17 protein-coding genes and 1 pseudogene are annotated in these 16,535 nt (G+C 46.8%); 7 read left to right on the top strand and 11 right to left on the bottom strand.

Translation table 11 applies throughout. The annotated features are described in order from the left end of the window. The first annotated feature begins 93 nt into the window (after positions 1-93). Entirely contained in the window at positions 94-684 is a 591-nt protein-coding gene (locus B0681_RS01940; RefSeq protein WP_078317047.1) for a 5-formyltetrahydrofolate cyclo-ligase, read from the top strand. A 215-nt stretch (positions 685-899) separates the two neighbouring features. Here the strand turns inward: B0681_RS01940 and B0681_RS01935 are convergent, their stop codons facing one another. From B0681_RS01935 to B0681_RS01915, 5 genes are all read right to left on the bottom strand, one after another. After that, complete coding sequence (locus tag B0681_RS01935) at positions 900-1,604, bottom strand: hypothetical protein (RefSeq protein ID WP_078317046.1); 705 nt, start codon at positions 1,602-1,604, stop codon at positions 900-902. 76 nt (positions 1,605-1,680) lie between these two features. Then, positions 1,681-1,983, bottom strand: a complete 303-nt coding sequence (locus tag B0681_RS01930; protein ID WP_078317045.1) for a hypothetical protein — start codon at positions 1,981-1,983, stop codon at positions 1,681-1,683. Then, on the bottom strand, positions 1,983-2,330 hold the full coding sequence (locus B0681_RS01925; RefSeq protein ID WP_078317044.1) for a hypothetical protein: 348 nt from the start codon (positions 2,328-2,330) through the stop codon (positions 1,983-1,985). The genes B0681_RS01930 and B0681_RS01925 overlap by 1 nt, the downstream gene beginning before the upstream one ends. After that, entirely contained in the window at positions 2,330-3,007 is a 678-nt protein-coding gene (rpe, locus tag B0681_RS01920) for a ribulose-phosphate 3-epimerase (protein WP_078317043.1), read from the bottom strand. The genes B0681_RS01925 and rpe overlap by 1 nt, the downstream gene beginning before the upstream one ends. A gap of 238 nt (positions 3,008-3,245) precedes the next feature. After that, positions 3,246-4,067 (bottom strand): enoyl-ACP reductase FabI, encoded by an 822-nt coding sequence (locus B0681_RS01915; RefSeq protein ID WP_078317042.1) that lies wholly within the window; start codon positions 4,065-4,067, stop codon positions 3,246-3,248. Positions 4,068-4,287: 220 nt separating this feature from the next. Here B0681_RS01915 and folE point away from each other — a divergent pair, with 220 nt between their 5' ends. The 3 genes from folE (at position 4,288) to B0681_RS01900 (ending at position 8,672) form a co-directional block, all read left to right on the top strand. Continuing rightward, positions 4,288-4,893 carry a GTP cyclohydrolase I FolE gene (gene folE, locus B0681_RS01910; RefSeq protein ID WP_078317224.1) on the top strand — a complete coding sequence of 202 codons (606 nt, stop codon included), beginning with the start codon at positions 4,288-4,290 and terminating at the stop codon, positions 4,891-4,893. 317 nt (positions 4,894-5,210) lie between these two features. Beyond that, positions 5,211-6,833, top strand: a complete 1,623-nt coding sequence (locus B0681_RS01905; RefSeq protein ID WP_407661945.1) for a phospholipase D family protein — start codon at positions 5,211-5,213, stop codon at positions 6,831-6,833. A 300-nt stretch (positions 6,834-7,133) separates the two neighbouring features. Beyond that, complete coding sequence (locus B0681_RS01900) at positions 7,134-8,672, top strand: MFS transporter (protein WP_078317222.1); 1,539 nt, start codon at positions 7,134-7,136, stop codon at positions 8,670-8,672. 47 nt (positions 8,673-8,719) lie between these two features. Here the strand turns inward: B0681_RS01900 and rpiA are convergent, their stop codons facing one another. Together rpiA and B0681_RS10400 are read right to left on the bottom strand one after the other, a co-directional pair. Continuing rightward, positions 8,720-9,385: a ribose-5-phosphate isomerase RpiA gene (rpiA, locus tag B0681_RS01895; RefSeq protein WP_078317041.1), complete on the bottom strand. Its 666-nt coding sequence runs from the start codon at positions 9,383-9,385 to the stop codon at positions 8,720-8,722. Further along, positions 9,382-9,534, bottom strand: a complete 153-nt coding sequence (locus B0681_RS10400; RefSeq protein ID WP_158077908.1) for a hypothetical protein — start codon at positions 9,532-9,534, stop codon at positions 9,382-9,384. The genes rpiA and B0681_RS10400 overlap by 4 nt, the downstream gene beginning before the upstream one ends. Before the next feature lie 120 nt (positions 9,535-9,654). Between B0681_RS10400 and B0681_RS01890 the strand changes: the two genes are divergently transcribed. After that, complete coding sequence (locus B0681_RS01890; RefSeq protein ID WP_078317040.1) at positions 9,655-10,569, top strand: lysine exporter LysO family protein; 915 nt, start codon at positions 9,655-9,657, stop codon at positions 10,567-10,569. A 6-nt stretch (positions 10,570-10,575) separates the two neighbouring features. Here B0681_RS01890 and B0681_RS01885 read toward each other — a convergent pair whose 3' ends face one another. The 4 genes from B0681_RS01885 to B0681_RS01870 form a co-directional block, all read right to left on the bottom strand. Next, positions 10,576-11,841: an FAD-dependent monooxygenase gene (locus tag B0681_RS01885; RefSeq protein ID WP_078317039.1), complete on the bottom strand. Its 1,266-nt coding sequence runs from the start codon at positions 11,839-11,841 to the stop codon at positions 10,576-10,578. 171 nt (positions 11,842-12,012) lie between these two features. Further along, positions 12,013-13,422: a type I glutamate--ammonia ligase gene (gene glnA, locus B0681_RS01880; protein WP_078317038.1), complete on the bottom strand. Its 1,410-nt coding sequence runs from the start codon at positions 13,420-13,422 to the stop codon at positions 12,013-12,015. 514 nt (positions 13,423-13,936) lie between these two features. Continuing rightward, the gene (locus B0681_RS01875; RefSeq protein WP_078317037.1) at positions 13,937-14,242 is read right to left on the bottom strand and encodes a hypothetical protein; all 306 of its coding nucleotides are present in this window, start codon (positions 14,240-14,242) and stop codon (positions 13,937-13,939) included. A gap of 30 nt (positions 14,243-14,272) precedes the next feature. Then, positions 14,273-14,773, bottom strand: coding sequence for a hypothetical protein (locus B0681_RS01870; protein WP_078317036.1), 501 nt, complete (start codon positions 14,771-14,773; stop codon positions 14,273-14,275). Positions 14,774-14,936: 163 nt separating this feature from the next. Between B0681_RS01870 and B0681_RS01865 the strand changes: the two are divergent. Next, positions 14,937-15,716, top strand: a pseudogene (locus B0681_RS01865) (glycosyltransferase family 2 protein); the annotation flags it as partial. After that, positions 15,716-16,534, top strand: a complete 819-nt coding sequence (locus B0681_RS01860) for a glycosyltransferase family 25 protein (RefSeq protein ID WP_228143826.1) — start codon at positions 15,716-15,718, stop codon at positions 16,532-16,534. The pseudogene B0681_RS01865 and the gene B0681_RS01860, both read left to right, overlap by 1 nt. Position 16,535 lies beyond the last annotated feature (1 nt).

The raw sequence follows: 16,535 nt of genomic DNA, 5'->3' as shown, positions 1-16,535 counted from the left end.
ATTAAGCCTGTGGCTGCTCGGCGGCTTATGCTGCTGTGTTTAGCATAACATCCCTGCCATTAACATTCAATATCAACAGACGCTGTATTTTTCATGGAAAATTGTACCAAACCTGCGCCCAGCCCAAGCGACTATCGCAAACTGATGCGTCGCACACGCCGCGCATTGAGCGATCGGCAGCGCCATCAGGCAGCCCAAGCAGCGATGAGACAATTAATCAAACTGGATGATCTGTTACCCAAAGGCGCAAACATTGGCTTTTATTTGGCTGGATTTGGAGAGCTGCCGACTGATGGGATTGTTAGCTTTTGCCAAAGACGCGGCCATCAGGCATATTTGCCGATCACCACTTCAGAGCAGCCGCTAAGCTTTGCGCCGATTCATGGAAATCTTAACCAGACACCGCTAAAAAAACACCGCTTGGGCATGTACGAGCCTGTCACCAAGCCCATCTTGGCGGCTGCACAAATGGATGCCATCATTTGTCCTGTGGTGGCGGTGGATATGACGGGCGTACGCTTAGGCATGGGCGGTGGCTATTATGATCGCACTTTTGCGCGTACCACCGACTGTCTAAAAGTGGCATGGTGTTATGATTTTCAAATCGTGCCAAGCCTGCCCAGACAGCCATGGGATATGGTGGTTGATGTTATTATCAGTGATCAGCGATTTATCAGGCCATAGCCCTGCACAGGCAAATTCATTTATAATTTGAACAATGATCGCAACAAAAAAAGCCGCCATCACGACGACTTTTGCAAACTTTAAAATATCAGATAAATGGCCCAGCTGAAACTTTACCTAACTCAGACTGGCAACTGATGGCATCATTGACCAGCTAATCATATTGGTTTTCGTAAGTTTAGCCGCAAATATGCACTGTCAATTTTGCACCTCGATCAGCTATAATGCGCAGGTTCTTCATCATAGACATGCGCATGCCAAAAATTCGACTGGCGCTGCACAACGCTACTGATCGCTGCATGAATCATCGCCTGTCCCACCATGCGCACATCGTCGCCGAGCATGTCTTTGACCTGAGCAGAAAATGCAATGCTCACCAGCGGCTCATCATTGCCCACTTCGCGCAGGGTCATCGCACCCGATGGCTCTTCGATGAACTCCAGTAGAGTTTCTTGGACGAATTCACCTTGCTTGGCAGCTTTGCTTTTTGGCTTACGGCGGCGTTTGGGCTGATCGATCTTATCCTCATCTGTCGTGGCGCTTTTACGCGTGCGGCGTTTTTTGGGGGCATTGGTCGCAGCTTCTAAATCATCTGTGGATTGGCGTTTATGGCCAGTGATGCGCTTTGCCAGTCCATCGCTTAGCTCTTCGGACAAATCAACTCCCAGCGTCTGACCAATCTGCTCAGCCAACTGCGCCACCATCTGTGGATCCATGCACTGAGAAATGGCTACTGCCAACGCATCGATGACCTCTTCATCGGCGCGGCTATTCACCTCTTTAAAGAACAGCTCATGCAACACGCCCAGCGTCTCATCGTCGTCAGAGGCATGATACATCAAGTCATCGACAAACGATAAGCGCTCAGCGATGCTCATCGTTTGCCAGTTTTCAAGCGCATGGGAAATTTGATCGGTCATTGTGCGTACTACTCATCATTATTATGGTTATGCTATGTATATGGCATCATCTGGCTGATTTTCAAGTCATAAGCCATCATCGCCAGTAGCGCAGCTTTGCCATCATAAATAAAAATGCCACAAACATCCCCAAATAATACGCCATGCGCATATCAAAGCTGCGATCTCGCCACTTGATGGGCGCCGCCACGAGCGCCGTACACGCAGGAATGATGACAAGACTAATCAGCCAATTCTCCAGCACATGCAGCCAGCCCTCAAGACCACCATAGCGCAGCCCAGACAGACCGATGAGTAAGCAGCAGACGATCAGAATAAAAATCAGCCCCTTTGGAATGTCCTTGGGTGTGATGGCATCGGGTATTATGTTCTGGATCATCAGCTGTACACTCCCATGATGGACAATAACGCCACGGTGGACAGCAGCCAGCCCAGCGTCAGAGCATTTCTGGGATGGATATGCGCTTTGCCCATTTTATTAAGCAGCATCGCACCAAGCCAAATTAGCACAGGGATACCGATGATAAAAGCAGGCATCACCACCGCAGCATGACGCAGCACCTCGGCTGGCGCATCACCGAATGCCAAGCGAAACACATAGCCTGCACCACTCAGCACGATCGAGGCGATGCACAGTCCAATGGTCACAGCCATCGGCACGACACCAGATTGCTTGGTCGATGACTTGGATGGCGGGGTGTGGCTGTTGGGATCAATGACAGTCATCAGCACGCCACCTTGGCCAATTCAGCACGCATGGCATCGATTACTGTCTGATAATCTGGCTGATTAAAGATCGCACTGCCTGCCACGAACATATCAGCACCAGCCTCGGCAATGGCACGAATGTTCGCCACATTGACACCGCCATCGACTTCTAGGCGAATATCACGACCGCTGTCATCGATCAGTTTGCGCACGGCTGTTAGCTTATCTAATGTACTATCGATGAATTTTTGGCCGCCAAATCCAGGGTTGACACTCATCAAGAGGATCTGATCCACCTTATCCAAAGTATAATCCAAATAATGCAGCGGGGTTGCAGGATTAAACACCAAGCCGCACTTAGCGCCGCCGTCTTTGATCAGCTGCAGACTGCGATCAATGTGGTCGCTCGCCTCAGGATGAAATGTGATGATGTCCGCGCCTGCCTTTAAAAACTCTTCAATCATCCGATCCACTGGCGACACCATCAAATGCACATCAATCGGAGCTGTGATGCCATAGTCCTTTAAGGCTTGGCAAATCATCGCGCCAAAAGTTAGATTTGGGACATAGTGATTGTCCATGACATCAAAATGCACCACATCAGCGCCAGCATCGATAACCGCCTGCACTTCTTCGCCAAGTCGCGCAAAATCTGCCGACAAAATCGACGGTGCAATCAAAAAAGGTTTATTCATAATCAAGTCTCAAAGCTATAAGATGCGTCTATGATACCAAAAAACAGGCACAACGAAAAGCCAAGCCTGTACAATCAGGCTGATCGCAATCAATAAAACATAAAAAACCGAACGCTACCCATACGGCAACATTCGGTCTGATCCATCGCCCAATTCAGCGGTGATGGCCAAAGCTAGGTGAATTATTTACAGCATCACCGCGATGATTGGCCAGTTAAGGAATCTGATAGCAACTTGCTTATTCTTCATCAGAAGCCATCGCCATGATTTGCTCACTGATGGCGACAGTATTAAAGCCTGCATCAACGAACAAAATCTCGCCTGTCACACCGCTTGCCCAAGGTGATAGCAAGAATAAGGCAGCGTTGCCCACTTCTTCTTGGCTGACATTGCGTTGTAGCGGTGCGATTTTTTCGCTGACATCGAGCATACGACGGAATGACTTGATACCGCTGGCTGCTAAGGTGCGGATTGGGCCTGCACTGATGGCATTGACGCGGATGCCTTCACCACCCAGTGATGATGCCAGGTAGCGTACTGATGCTTCTAGGCTAGCTTTTGCCATACCCATGACATTGTAGTTCGGCAGTACTGAGATACTACCTTCGTAGGTCAGGGTCAATAGCGAACCTTGACGCGCAGCAAGTAGCTCACGACCGGCCTTGGCAAGTGCCACAAAGCTGTAGCTTGATATGTCGTGGGCGATTTGGCTACCTTCACGCGTGGTCGCATTGGTAAAATCACCATCCAGCTGATCTGCTGGCGCAAAGCCAATGGCGTGTACGATGCCATTGACACCGCGGTCATCGCCATTGCCCCAGTGTTTAGCCACTTCGGCAAAGCACGCTTCGATAGAGGCATCTGATGCGACATCGCACTCGATCACTGCTGTGGCATTGAACGCTTCGGCGGCCATATCGACACGCTTTTTGATTTTGTCATTTGGATAAGTCAAAATCAGCTCTGCACCCTCACGGTGTAAGCTTTCAGCAATCGCCCAAGCGATCGATAGTTTACTGGCGATACCAGTGACAACAAAACGCTGACCTTTAAGTAGCATGGGTATGATCCTTTATCGATGAAAAATTGGCTCATTATAACACGGAAAATCCAATTATGCGATAAAAAAGTACAAATGTAAACTTATCAATCGTCAAAGCCCATCAAAAGGACAAAAGTGATAAATTTTTCCAAAATTTATCGATTTGACTTAAGTATTGTCCAAAATTATGGTAAAGTATGCGTTTTTTATCTTTGGACAATACGGCAATACCATTCTCATGTCAAACTCCGATACCCTAAATTTTACGCCTGATTATGACGCCTTAGCTGCACACTATGCCGACATCATCGCTGCATCCGGTGAGGATTTGAGCCGTGATGGCTTGCTTGATACGCCGATGCGTGCCGCCAAAGCATTTGGCTATTTGACGCGCGGCTATCATCAAGACCTAGTGACTGTCGCCAATGATGCGGTGTTTGACTCAGATAATCCTGAGTTAGTCTTGGTGCAAAATATCGAATTTTATTCATTGTGTGAGCATCACCTACTACCATTTTATGGCGTGGCTCATGTCGGCTATTTACCAAATGGTAAGGTGCTGGGTCTCTCAAAAGTCGCTCGCATCGTCGATATGTACGCGCGTCGCCTACAAATCCAAGAAAACTTGACCAAACAAATTGCCACCGCCATCGAAGAGCTGACAGGCTGTCGCGGTGTTGCCGTGGTGATGGATGCCAGTCATATGTGCATGATGATGCGTGGTGTCGGCAAGCAACAATCCACCACCCGTACAACGAGCATGCTGGGTGAATTTGTCAGCAATCATGATGCGCGCCGTGAGTTTTTGGATGCCATTCCCAGACGCTCGCCTGCATTTGGGTAATGATCGCACTGCTGCTGATTTTGGTTTTTAAAGCTTTTATATCATAACAGGTGCTTTTATTTAAGCATCTGTTTTTTTAAATTTAGCTTATAATATCTGTGCCAATTCTTTAAATGCGCTTAAAGCCTGCTATACATAAGCGATCTGTCAGCACTAAACATCGGATGGCTGATATACCGATCTGTTCATTGGTCATCAGCTTGTACCAAAAGCATTTTTAGAATTTTGATTAATTTTCACAAATCATACAGTTTTTAGCTACTAAAATTTGCTATGATATGGCAATTTTTTATTTTATCATTGGCCACCCACATATGATGATTCATGCTCGCTTCACCGTGATGATTTGCGCCTTTGCCACCATGATGGCAATGTCTGGCTGCCAAAGCCTGCCAAATAATCCACATCTACCAAAAAGTCAGGCGCTGACCGAAGAAGTCCAAAAACGCCATCAAGCGCTCAAACAAGGCGCAAGCTCTAACGGGCTAATCTCAGCCATCAATGCCCAAAGCAGCGACCATCCCGAGCTGTCAGGCTACTACCCCATCGCCACTGGCGCCAATGCTTTTGCTGCGCGCAGTACCTTGAGCGACATGGCCAATCAAAGCATCGACATACAATACTACATCTGGCATAACGACGAAGCTGGCCAGCTGATGCTAAAAGACCTGTGGGAGGCAGCCGATCGCGGCGTCATCGTGCGCTTATTATTGGATGATTTCAACAGTTCACCCGATCTTGATCAGCTCTTGCTGCGCGTGGCCAAACACCCCAATATCGCCATTCGACTGATGAATCCGATGGCATATCGCAACATTCGCAGCGTCAATTATCTACTACACCCTGTGCGCAGCAACAAACGCATGCACAATAAAAGCATGACTTTTGATAATAAAATCAGCGTCATCGGCGGCAGAAACATCGGCAATGAGTACCTAAATAACGCCCCTGTCAATAACTTTGCTGATCTGGATGTCATGCTCATCGGCCGCGTGGTGTCAGAGATTACAGACAGTTTCGAGAGTTATTGGTCATCACCACTGTCTTATGACATCGAAACCTTGGTGGTTGACGATAAAAAACATGCCCTAAATGGCGTCAAATTCGCTGTATTTAATGAAGTCAAAGCCAGCAAAAACAGCTCAGAAAGTGAGCGCGCGCTGCGCACTTATCGTCAAGCGATGCAAAACTCCACCATCGGGCAGGACCTGTTGGCCGGTCGCGTACCGTTTTTTTGGACAAATATCGATCTGATGGTTGATGATGTTATCAAACTAAAAGGACTGTCGCATCCTGATGATTATTTGGTGTCACAACTTCAAAATAAACTCGGTCAACCGCACGATAAATTAAGCATCATCTCATCGTATTTTGTACCGACTAAAGATGGCGTCAAGACCTTAAGCACCCTATCCAAGATGGGCGTCAAAGTAAGCGTCTTGACCAATTCCTTTGATGCCACCGATGTCGGCATCGTACATGCAGGCTATGCTCATTGGCGCAAAGAGCTGCTCAAATCTGGGGTTAAGCTCTTTGAAATCAAATCCAGCGCTCAGAGCGCTAAGGACAACGAAAACCGTTTTTGGCGGACGCGCCATCACACCACCACAAGCCTACACGCCAAAGCCTTTGCCATCGATGATAGCCAAGTGTTTATCGGCTCTTATAATGTCGATCCGCGCTCCGCGAACATCAATACCGAACTTGGCGTTCTGATCGAAGACAAAAAGCTGGCACAGCAGCTGCACAGCGCATTAAGTAACAGCGAGGCACTGTCACATCAAGCTTATGAGCTAAAACTCAATGATGCTGGCAACATCGAATGGCATACCATCGAAGATGGTCAAGCCGTCATCCACACCAAAGAACCACGGATGGATACCAAAGATCGCTTGGTTATCGGTATCGTTGGTTGGATGCCTATTGATTGGCTGCTTTAACTGATTCACCCTATCATCTGGCGCATGCTTGCTAAGTCTTGCATGCGTTTTTTTTCTTAACCTGCCAATATCCTATGGTTAATCCACTGTTTGACATAGCCATCAATTAATCCACAATTTTTGTAATGTTTTGTAGCCTTAATACTGGTTTTTTGTATAAATTATATGTAAAATAACCATCAGGCACAGTTGACCCATTGCTGCTTAGCTTGCATATCGGCAAGCAGACTGCGCTCAGTTAAGCGCTTATAGGCACTGCTATGCGCACGAGCATGGTTTTTAATGTTAAACGAGTTTATCATGCCATCGAGTGAAATTTTTACCAAGCAGCATCGAGATACCACCATCGTTAGCAGTTTGATCGCTGCTGTTGGCTTCTTTGATTTTGCCATATTTTTGTATCTGTCAGAGCTGCTCTTGCACATCTTTTTTGGCGACACACAGCATATGTGGCTGGCACGCTTACAGCTGTTTGGGCTATTTGCGGCAGGCTATGTGGCGCGTCCTTTGGGCGGCTTGGTCATTGGTCGCTACGGAGATGTTCGTGGGCGCAAGCCTGCACTGATGATCAGTTTGTGCGGTTTGGCCTTGATGACGCTGTTGATGGCTTTTTTGCCGCAGTATGGACAAGTGGGCATCTTAGCGCCTGTGTTGTTCGTGATCGTACGCGTAGTACAGAGCATCGCCATCGGCGGCATCATGCCAAGTGTCTGGGTCTATGTCACAGAACATCTGCCGACACGGCATTTGGGCATCGGCTGCGGCGCGATCTTCGCTGGTTGTGTGTCTGCATTATTGGTCTTAATGCCGATCGTTGATTGGCTTGATCACACGCTCAGCTACGAGCAGATGATCGCTTATGGATGGCGCATTCCGTTTTTGATCGGCGGCGTGTTAAGCATCGCACTTTTAATAAAAATCCACGCTTCTTTGACTGAGACGCCGATTTTCTTAGAATCCCAGCACAGTCGCCTGTCAGCTGATGAGGATCAGAGCATGATCGGCGCGCTTGGCTTGTCTGGACTTGATGATAAGCAAGAGGCGGCACTCGATCGCATTTCTCATAGCAAACAACAAACCGAGCTGCCAGATCTGATTAACACACTGCCTTTGCAGACACCAAACTCAGATACTCACTCTGTCCCGCCAAAAATCAGCGGTATCGATCAGACCACGGTCACACCGATGATGCGTCTGGCCAATGCCATCTTAAATTTCGGCAAATCTTCACTGTCTTTACTGCGTTTGATTATAAGCCGTAACATGTTGGTCAGTATCATACCTGCCACTTTACTGATCAGCGTGGTGGTCAGCCTGCTGCTGTTTACGCCAGTGCTTTTGACGCCGCTTATTGATATTAATTTTGCGCTATCGCATGAGGTGCTGTGGCGTTCTAACTTGATCACCATCTTTTTTATGGCGATTGGCTGCTTGCTGTTTGGCTTTTTTGTGGATCGTATCAATCCAGGGCTTGTGCTGACTTTTGGCAGCTTGTTTTTGGCGATGGTGACGGCGTTGCTATTTAACCATTTGCGCGCAGGCGGCGATTATTTTTTGGTGTTATTTGCCTTGATGGGTCTGGCATCTGGCATCATCGGCGCCATCCCATCTGTCATCGTGCGACTGTTTTCGGTTAGGATTCGTTTGACCAGCATCGGCATCATTCATAATTTGGTCGTGGTGGTTATTGGCGGATTTTTGCCTTTTACCTTAGGCACAGCGACCATGCATTTGTCCTTTGCGCCTGCGATATTCATTGCCATCTTGTCATTGATGACGATGTTCATGAGTTTTTATATTTATTACATTCCACGCACGGATTTTGACTTGCGTCGATGAGTGATCAAAAAAAGCTGCATTGATTGCAGCTTTTATTTGGATTAATATCAGCGAAATTTCACTGTCTGCACGCCATCAGCGCCTGCTTTTAGCATGAGATCTGCAGACTGTGCAGCAAAAATGCCATTACACACCACGCCAACAATGTTATTTAATCGTGCCTCAAAAGCAGCAGCATCCTCGATGATCAAATCATAAGTATCCAAAATCACATTGCCATAATCGGTGACAAAGCCCTCGCGATACACAGGTTCACCGCCCAATTTGACAAGCTCGCGTGCCACATAAGAGCGCGCCTGCGGCAACACCTCGATGGCCACAGGGAATCCACCCAAGCGATCGACGATCTTGGAGTCATCGACCATACAGATAAACTCATCTGAGGCTGCGGCGACAATTTTTTCGCGGGTCAAAGCACCGCCACCGCCTTTGATCATATTGCCATGAGCATCGATCTCATCAGCACCATCGATGTACAGATCCAAGCTGCCAACTTGATTTAGATCAAAAATCTCAATCCCCAGTTTGCGCAACTGATCTTCGGTGACTTGTGAGCTTGCGACCGCGCCCTTGATGCGCACCTGTGGCAGAAGTTCGATGAGGCAGTTAACCGTACTGCCAGTACCGACACCTAAGATGATGCCTGAATCGATATGGGCAAGTGCAGCTTTAGCAGCGGCTTGTTTTTGGGCTAATTTTGGATCTGTTGTCATAAATCACTCTTGGCTAAATCTTGGCTAATTAAGGCTAAATGATGACTGATGTCAGCTGCTGCCATTTTACGCCAAACCACTTTAAAACAAAACCATTTTTTGATAATTTTTAGTATTTTATCCTGCCAACGATGGATGCCCGCTGTCATCAGCGTGCCATCTCAAGGTGGCGCTCTGGCCAAAAATCAGCTCTGGCGGCTGGCACTCTGGGGCGTAAAGTGTTAGAATATCACCTTTTAACTCAGCCAAGCTGTCATACAGGAGGTCAGATGCAAGGCATCATCACATTGCTGTTGATTTTAAGTCCGATGTTTGTAGGATTTGCTCTGCCGACCTCTGCGCGCATGGTAGCAATCAGTGAGCGCTTACTTAATTATTTGGTGTATCTGATTTTGATTGTCATCGGTATTGAGCTTGGTTTGGTCGATGATCTGGCCAAAAAAGTCGGCAACATCGCCAAATACCTTTCGACACTGATGGCGCTGACTTTGGGGGCGGGCTTGATCAGCTTGGCTGTCTATGATCGCTTATATGGCAACCCCAAAGCCGACAGCGCCAAGACCCCTGCCAATCAGCCCAAAATCAGCTTGCGCGGCAGTCTTACCCAGCTGGTGTGTTTGGCGGTGGGTTTTTTTGTGGCAAAAATCTTACCAAGCCATCTACTACCACCCGACAAGACCACAACTGTGCTGCTGATGGCCTTGTTGCTACTCGTCGGCATCAGCTTAAAAGGCTCTGGCGTCACCCTAAAACAAGCTTTGGTGAATAAAGCCGGCCTACAAATCAGCGCGATTTTTATGCTATTTACCACGCTGTCAGGCGCGGTATTTGCCATGATGTTTGATGAGGTAAGTCTTTTTCAAGGCTTGGCACTAGCATCGGGCTATGGCTGGTATTCGCTATCTGGCACCATCATGACCGATGCTTATGGCGCTGTTTGGGGCAGTGTGGCACTGCTCAATGATCTGTCTCGCGAGGTGATCGCGCTTATTTTTATTCCACTGGTGATGCGCCATTCGAGATCTGCGGCGGTTGGCTTAGGTGGTGTGACCAGTTTGGATTTTACCCTGCCCACCATCATACAGTCTGCTGGCACGCATATCATGCCTATGGTGATTAGCTTTGGCTTTATCACCAATGTTGTCTCACCTGTTTTGATGGTGTTTTTTAGCTCATTTAATTAACCAGTTTCAGCGGTTGGCTTGCTTGATGAGCAGCTGCATCAGCGGTGCAGAGCGAGCGATGGCATGAACCACTTCACTGCGAGCATAGCGCACCATGCCCAAATCTGCAATGCCTGATGCATAGGCAAAATTTATCATCGAAAAACTGTGCATCATCAGTGCATTATGTGAGCGCACCGCACGAGCGTATTTTTGTAATGATCGAGGATGCATCTGCTTGCCCTTAGCGGTATCAAGCACCGTCAATAGCGCAGCCACATCCGACAGTCCCAAGTTCAGCCCCTGTCCTGCCAAAGGATGCACCCCATGCGCGGCATCACCGATCAGTGCCATGCGTCCGCGCGCATAGTGTTCTGTGACCTGTGCAGACAGATCAAAGCTTGCCACCGACTCAATCTCATGCACCTCACCGAGCGCATACCCGCTGGCAAATGCCAATCTGCGCTGCAGCGTCTGTGGATCGCGATGATAATCCGTCAAATAATCGTCCGCCAGCGCGCAAGGCAGCGTCCAGACGATCGATTGCCATCGCCCATCATCGCCCTGTTGTAGGTCAGCCATCGGCAGCAGCGCCAAAGTACCCGTTGGCAGCATCACCTGACGCGCGATCTGTCGATGCGGCAGATCAGTACGAATGGCGCAGCAGATGGCTTTTTGATGATAATTCAGCTGACTGATGTCAGCACCCATCGCTTGACGCACCATGGATTTTCGGCCATCAGCCCCCAACAAAAGCCGACAGAACACTTGACGCGCCACACCCTGGCTATGGTAGCGTATGGTGATGCCATCGGATGACTCATCAAAAGCCATACCATCCTCCATAAGCTTGGCATCATACACCACTGTCAGATTTGAGCAATGATGAGAGCGCTGCCATAAAGCGGCATCAAGTACCGATGGCTCCACCATTGAACCCAAGATCTCATGGTTTTGTGAGCCATCAAATAACAGCTCACCATAATCATCCCTCGCCCAGACCTGCATCGTTTGATAATCTGCACGGCGTACAATATCAGACCACACACCGATCTCATCAAGCAAACGGATACTGCCTTGGCTTAGCGCATAAACACGCGCATCACGCACCGCCAATCTATCGGCGAAACTCTTGGCACTGGGCATGGGTTTATTATCCAAGATCACCACCTGATATCCTTTGGATGCTAGTTCGATGCCTGCCACCATCCCGACGGTGCCAGCGCCGATGATGGCAATATCACAATGCATCAAAGTATCCGACTGATCAAAATCTGCATGCCAAATATTCATAAATTCCACAAATCAAAAAATATCATTGTAGCGCAAAACCGTATTTTTTGCGCCATTTTTTTATGCGTTAATTTTGGCCAATCAACAAGAAACAAACCCCAAGACTTCCACCAATCTTGAGGTTTGTTTCAACTGATTTTAAGTCAAGCTATATTACCTGACACAAAGCCATTAGCAGCGATAGTACAGATCAAACTCTAGTGGATGCACTGCTTCGTTTAGCTTATGTACTTCTTGCATTTTTAGATCGATGTAGGCATCAATCATCTCTTTGGAGAACACATCGCCCTTAAGTAGGAATGCATGATCTTCTTTGAGTGCTTTTAGGGCAGCTTCTAGGTTTTCTGCCACAGTTGGGATCAATGCTTCTTCTTCTGGTGGCAAGTCGTATAGGTTCTTATCTGCAGCTTCACCTGGATCGATCTTATTCTCGATACCATCGATACCCGCCATCAATAGTGCAGCAAAGCATAGGTATGGGTTTGATGCAGGATCTGGGAAGCGAGCTTCGATACGCACCGCTTTCGGGCTTGATACGTGTGGAATACGGATCGATGCTGAGCGGTTTGATGCTGAATAAGCAAGCTTAATCGGTGCTTCAAAGTGTGGTACTAGACGCTTATAGCTGTTCACCGTTGGGTTGGTGATGGCATTCAATGCACGAGCGTGCTTGATGATACCGCCGATGAAGTGTAGTGCAGTGGTTGATAGACCTGCATATTCATCACCTGAGAAAGTATTTACGCCATCTTTTGAAATTGACATATGTACGTGCATACCTGAGCCGTTATCACCGACGATTGGTTTTGGCATAAAGGTGGCAGTTTTGCCAAATTGGTTGGCAACATTTTGCACCACATATTTAAACTGCTGTACTTCGTCTGCTTTTTTGACCAAAGTATTGAACGATACACCAATCTCAAGCTGGCTTGATGCGACTTCATGATGATGCACCTCCACACGGCCCTCGCCCATGATGTCTTCGATGCGATCACACATCACCGCACGCATATCATGGTAATGATCCACAGGTGCAGTCACCGCATAGCCACCTTTGACATGTGGACGCTGACCGTTGTTGCCCCATGGATAGTCTTTGTTCGTTGACCATGCAGCAGCTTCTGATACGATGGTGTTGCGCGCGCCTGATTGATCGATATCCCATTTGACTTCGTCAAATACAAAGAATTCTGGCTCTGGACCGAAGAATGCGGTATCACCGATGCCAGTTGATTTTAGATAAGTTTCGGCACGGCGAGCGATAGAGCGTGGGTCTTTTTCATAGCCCTGCAGGGTTGCAGGCTCGATGACGTCACAGGTCACCACGACAGTTGGTGCTTCAAAGAATGGATCAACATAAGCAGTCTCTGGATCAGGTAGCAAGATCATGTCAGAGGCTTCGATGCCTTTCCAGCCAGCGACTGACGAGCCGTCGAACATTTTACCATCTTCTAGGGTGTCTTCATCCACAGTCGATGCTGGGAAAGTCAGGTGCAGCTCCTTGCCATGTGTGTCGGTGAAACGAAAATCTACCCACTTAGCACCAGATGATTCGATCAAGTCAAATAGTTTGTTTGACATAACTTACTCCTATTTGTTAGAGACATTATTTATCAGTCATCAGCCAATCGCAAATTTAATCTCAAAGCTTAAAATCTTGCTTGCTAACTTGAACACTATCATACGCTAAAATTTTTGGTCGGTAAAGTATCAATTAGCAAAAATTATGCTATTATCATAAAATACGATAAATATATGATAACTTATTATAAATTGCATTAAATTTAGCAAATTCTGTCATTCTTATTATATAAATCGTTGATTTTAAATATTTTATATACATGTTGAGATTTTTATTTGTGATTTATATTTAATTTTTTATTATTTTACTCATAATATTTATTTAATTTATAATTTTTAAATATGTTTATATTATATAAAATGATAAATACAGTATAAAAAACCATCGATATTAGCCGTCAATAGTGAACAGTTTGCTAAAAATCGATGGTTTTATTTATCACAAAAAATTCAGATACAATCGTAAATACTGATATATTGAGTTGAGTGATGTAAAAATCCCGACCAATTGCCATCAGTCTGGCAAATTCATCTGTGAGGTATCTGGATTGAGCCCAAAATAAAACACCACGGTCGCCACAAGGCTATTGACCACGATAAATGCCCAATCAAAGCCATCATGACCCAGTACAAATCGCCCAAGTAGTGCCGATACGCCAAGCATGATGATAAAGCAGGCGGCAAGCCATGGCAAAATAATCGGATGCGTCGCCGAATCAATCACGCCTGCTTTACGCTTGGGGCGAAGCAGTTTCATATTCACCATAAAACCTGCCACATAGACGATGCTGCCCATCAATAAATAACCCAAAAATCCCATCGCACTTCCTCTACTTATATACGCATTGCATTATTGACTGCCAAATTCCACGCGCGTCTCATCGCACGGCACTTGATAGATGGTATTCACCGCACCCATCAGCGCAACCGCATAGCCGCTGTCGATCATCGGATTGGTATTGGCTGTCGTCTCTTGCAATTTGGCCAATGCCAATACCTCATCGGGACGCACCAAAATATCAGCGCTGACATCGGCATCGGTTAGGTTGATGCTGTTGGTGGAAAAATGCTTCCAGCCCTGCGCTTTGGGCAACTGCTCAAGTCTTTCGGGCGCATCCCATACTTGCTCTTTATCCGCACCCTCTTTCATCTGCATCAGATACTGCGCGCCATCATGGCTGATCTTGATGGTGGCAGGCGCGCCCTGCTCGATGGTATAACAACCCACATACGCATCAGGTGTCGAGGCTGAGGCTGTGTCGTTGGTGTTGGTCGTGGCCACAGGCTGATCGCCACAAGCTGCAAGCACCGCAGCCAATGATAGACAGCCGATTTTAAAGGATCGTTTCATGATATGCTCTTATACTGCTTAAAATGACTATTGTACTTATAAATGAGCGTTTTGGCTAGCATCAACGCAACAAGCCTTTTAATAACAATGGTATAAAATCCACTGGTAAAGCGATGAAAAGTTCAGTAAAATGAGCTGTTAATATAGATGAATGATTGCAAACATGACAACGCACACTCCCCATCGTCTCTCGGTCGTGATGATCATCAAAAATGAAGCCCATAATTTGGCGATTTCTTTGCCGCCGCTTGTCGGACTTGCAGATGAGATTATTATCTTGGACAGTGGCAGCACCGATAATAGCAGACAGCTTGCCGAGCAATACGGCGCCAAATGGTTTGTTAATACCGATTGGCAAGGCTTTGGTCGCCAGCGTCAAATCGCTCAAAGCCATGCGACAGGCGACTGGATTTTGGCACTTGATGCCGATGAAGAAATTACCGATGAACTCAAGCAAAGCATTTTGGCGGTCATTAAAAATAAGCCTGACAATACGGTGTATGGCCTAAAGCGGTTGGATTTTATCTTTGGTCATCAAATCGATAATGCGCGCTGGGGCGTAAAAGCCTATTGGCGACTGTATCCAAAAAGCTTTGGTTTTAACAATTTGACTGTGCATGAGTCTTTGGACATCGCAGGTGCCAAGACCATCAAGCTGTCTGGTTTTTTACACCATCACACCGCACCAGACCCGCTGTTTTTGTTACAAAAACGGCTCAGCTATGCCCAAACTTGGGCGATCGAAAATGCCCAAAAGGGTAAAAAATCCAATTTATTCAAAGTGATTAGCAATCCGATTTGGCAGTTCATTAGGCAGTATTTTTTGGATGGTCGGTTCTTGCAAGGCAAATACGGTTTGATTTATTCTATTATTTTTAGTCAATATACTTTTAATAAATATTTGCTTTTATGGCAGTATAATCATCAAAAAGGTCGCCAATCATGAAAGTATTCATCATTAACTTGGCACAATCCACCGATCGACTTGAGTTACAAAAACAACAATTTGACCGACTGGGCATGGCATTTGAGCGACTGCCGGCCACAAGCGTTGGTGACATCAGCGAACGATTTTATCTTGATAATATCAAGCACGGCCAAAGACTGATCAAACAGACCGAGATGGCTTGCTTTTTAAGTCATAAGTCCGCTTGGGAAAAAGTGGTATTGGAGAATCAGCCATGTGCCATCTTGGAAGATGATGCGGTGCTGGTCTATGATTTTAAACAAGTTTTGGATGAAATCACCAAACTCAACGATCCTGATATTGATCTGATCAATCTTGAGGTACAGCCTCGTAATAAGGTCGTGGCAAGCAGCCCATCGCACAGCATCTTAGCGGATGAATATGCCATTTACCAACTATTATTAGAAAAAAATGGCACAGGCGGCTATGTCCTATTCCCATCTGGTGCCAAAAAACTATTGGCAGAGGCCAAACATCGCTTGGCGCTGGCTGATGCATTCATCTTCAGCTGCCCAAATCTAAATTTATATCAAATCGAACCTGCCGCGCTGCTTCAAGATGTGATCTGCCCTGCTTATGATGTGCCGATTGAGATGCCGCCAGTGTCTTTGATTGGTGCCATCAAAAACACCGTGCCATTTGAGCCGACATTGGCTCATCGGATGCAGTTTAAGAAAAATCGTATCATCACCCAGTTGCATCTGGGCATTCGTACACTGATCGCCCTATCCAAAGGGGTTAAAAGACAAATCGCCGTCGATCGCCAGAAGTTTATTCATCAACAAGAAGACTGAT

It is taken from the genome of Moraxella porci DSM 25326 (assembly GCF_002014855.1).
Lineage (GTDB): Bacteria > Pseudomonadota > Gammaproteobacteria > Pseudomonadales > Moraxellaceae > Moraxella > Moraxella porci.
Note: the sequence above shows the minus strand (reverse complement) of the source record. Positions and strands in the feature narration are given on the sequence as shown.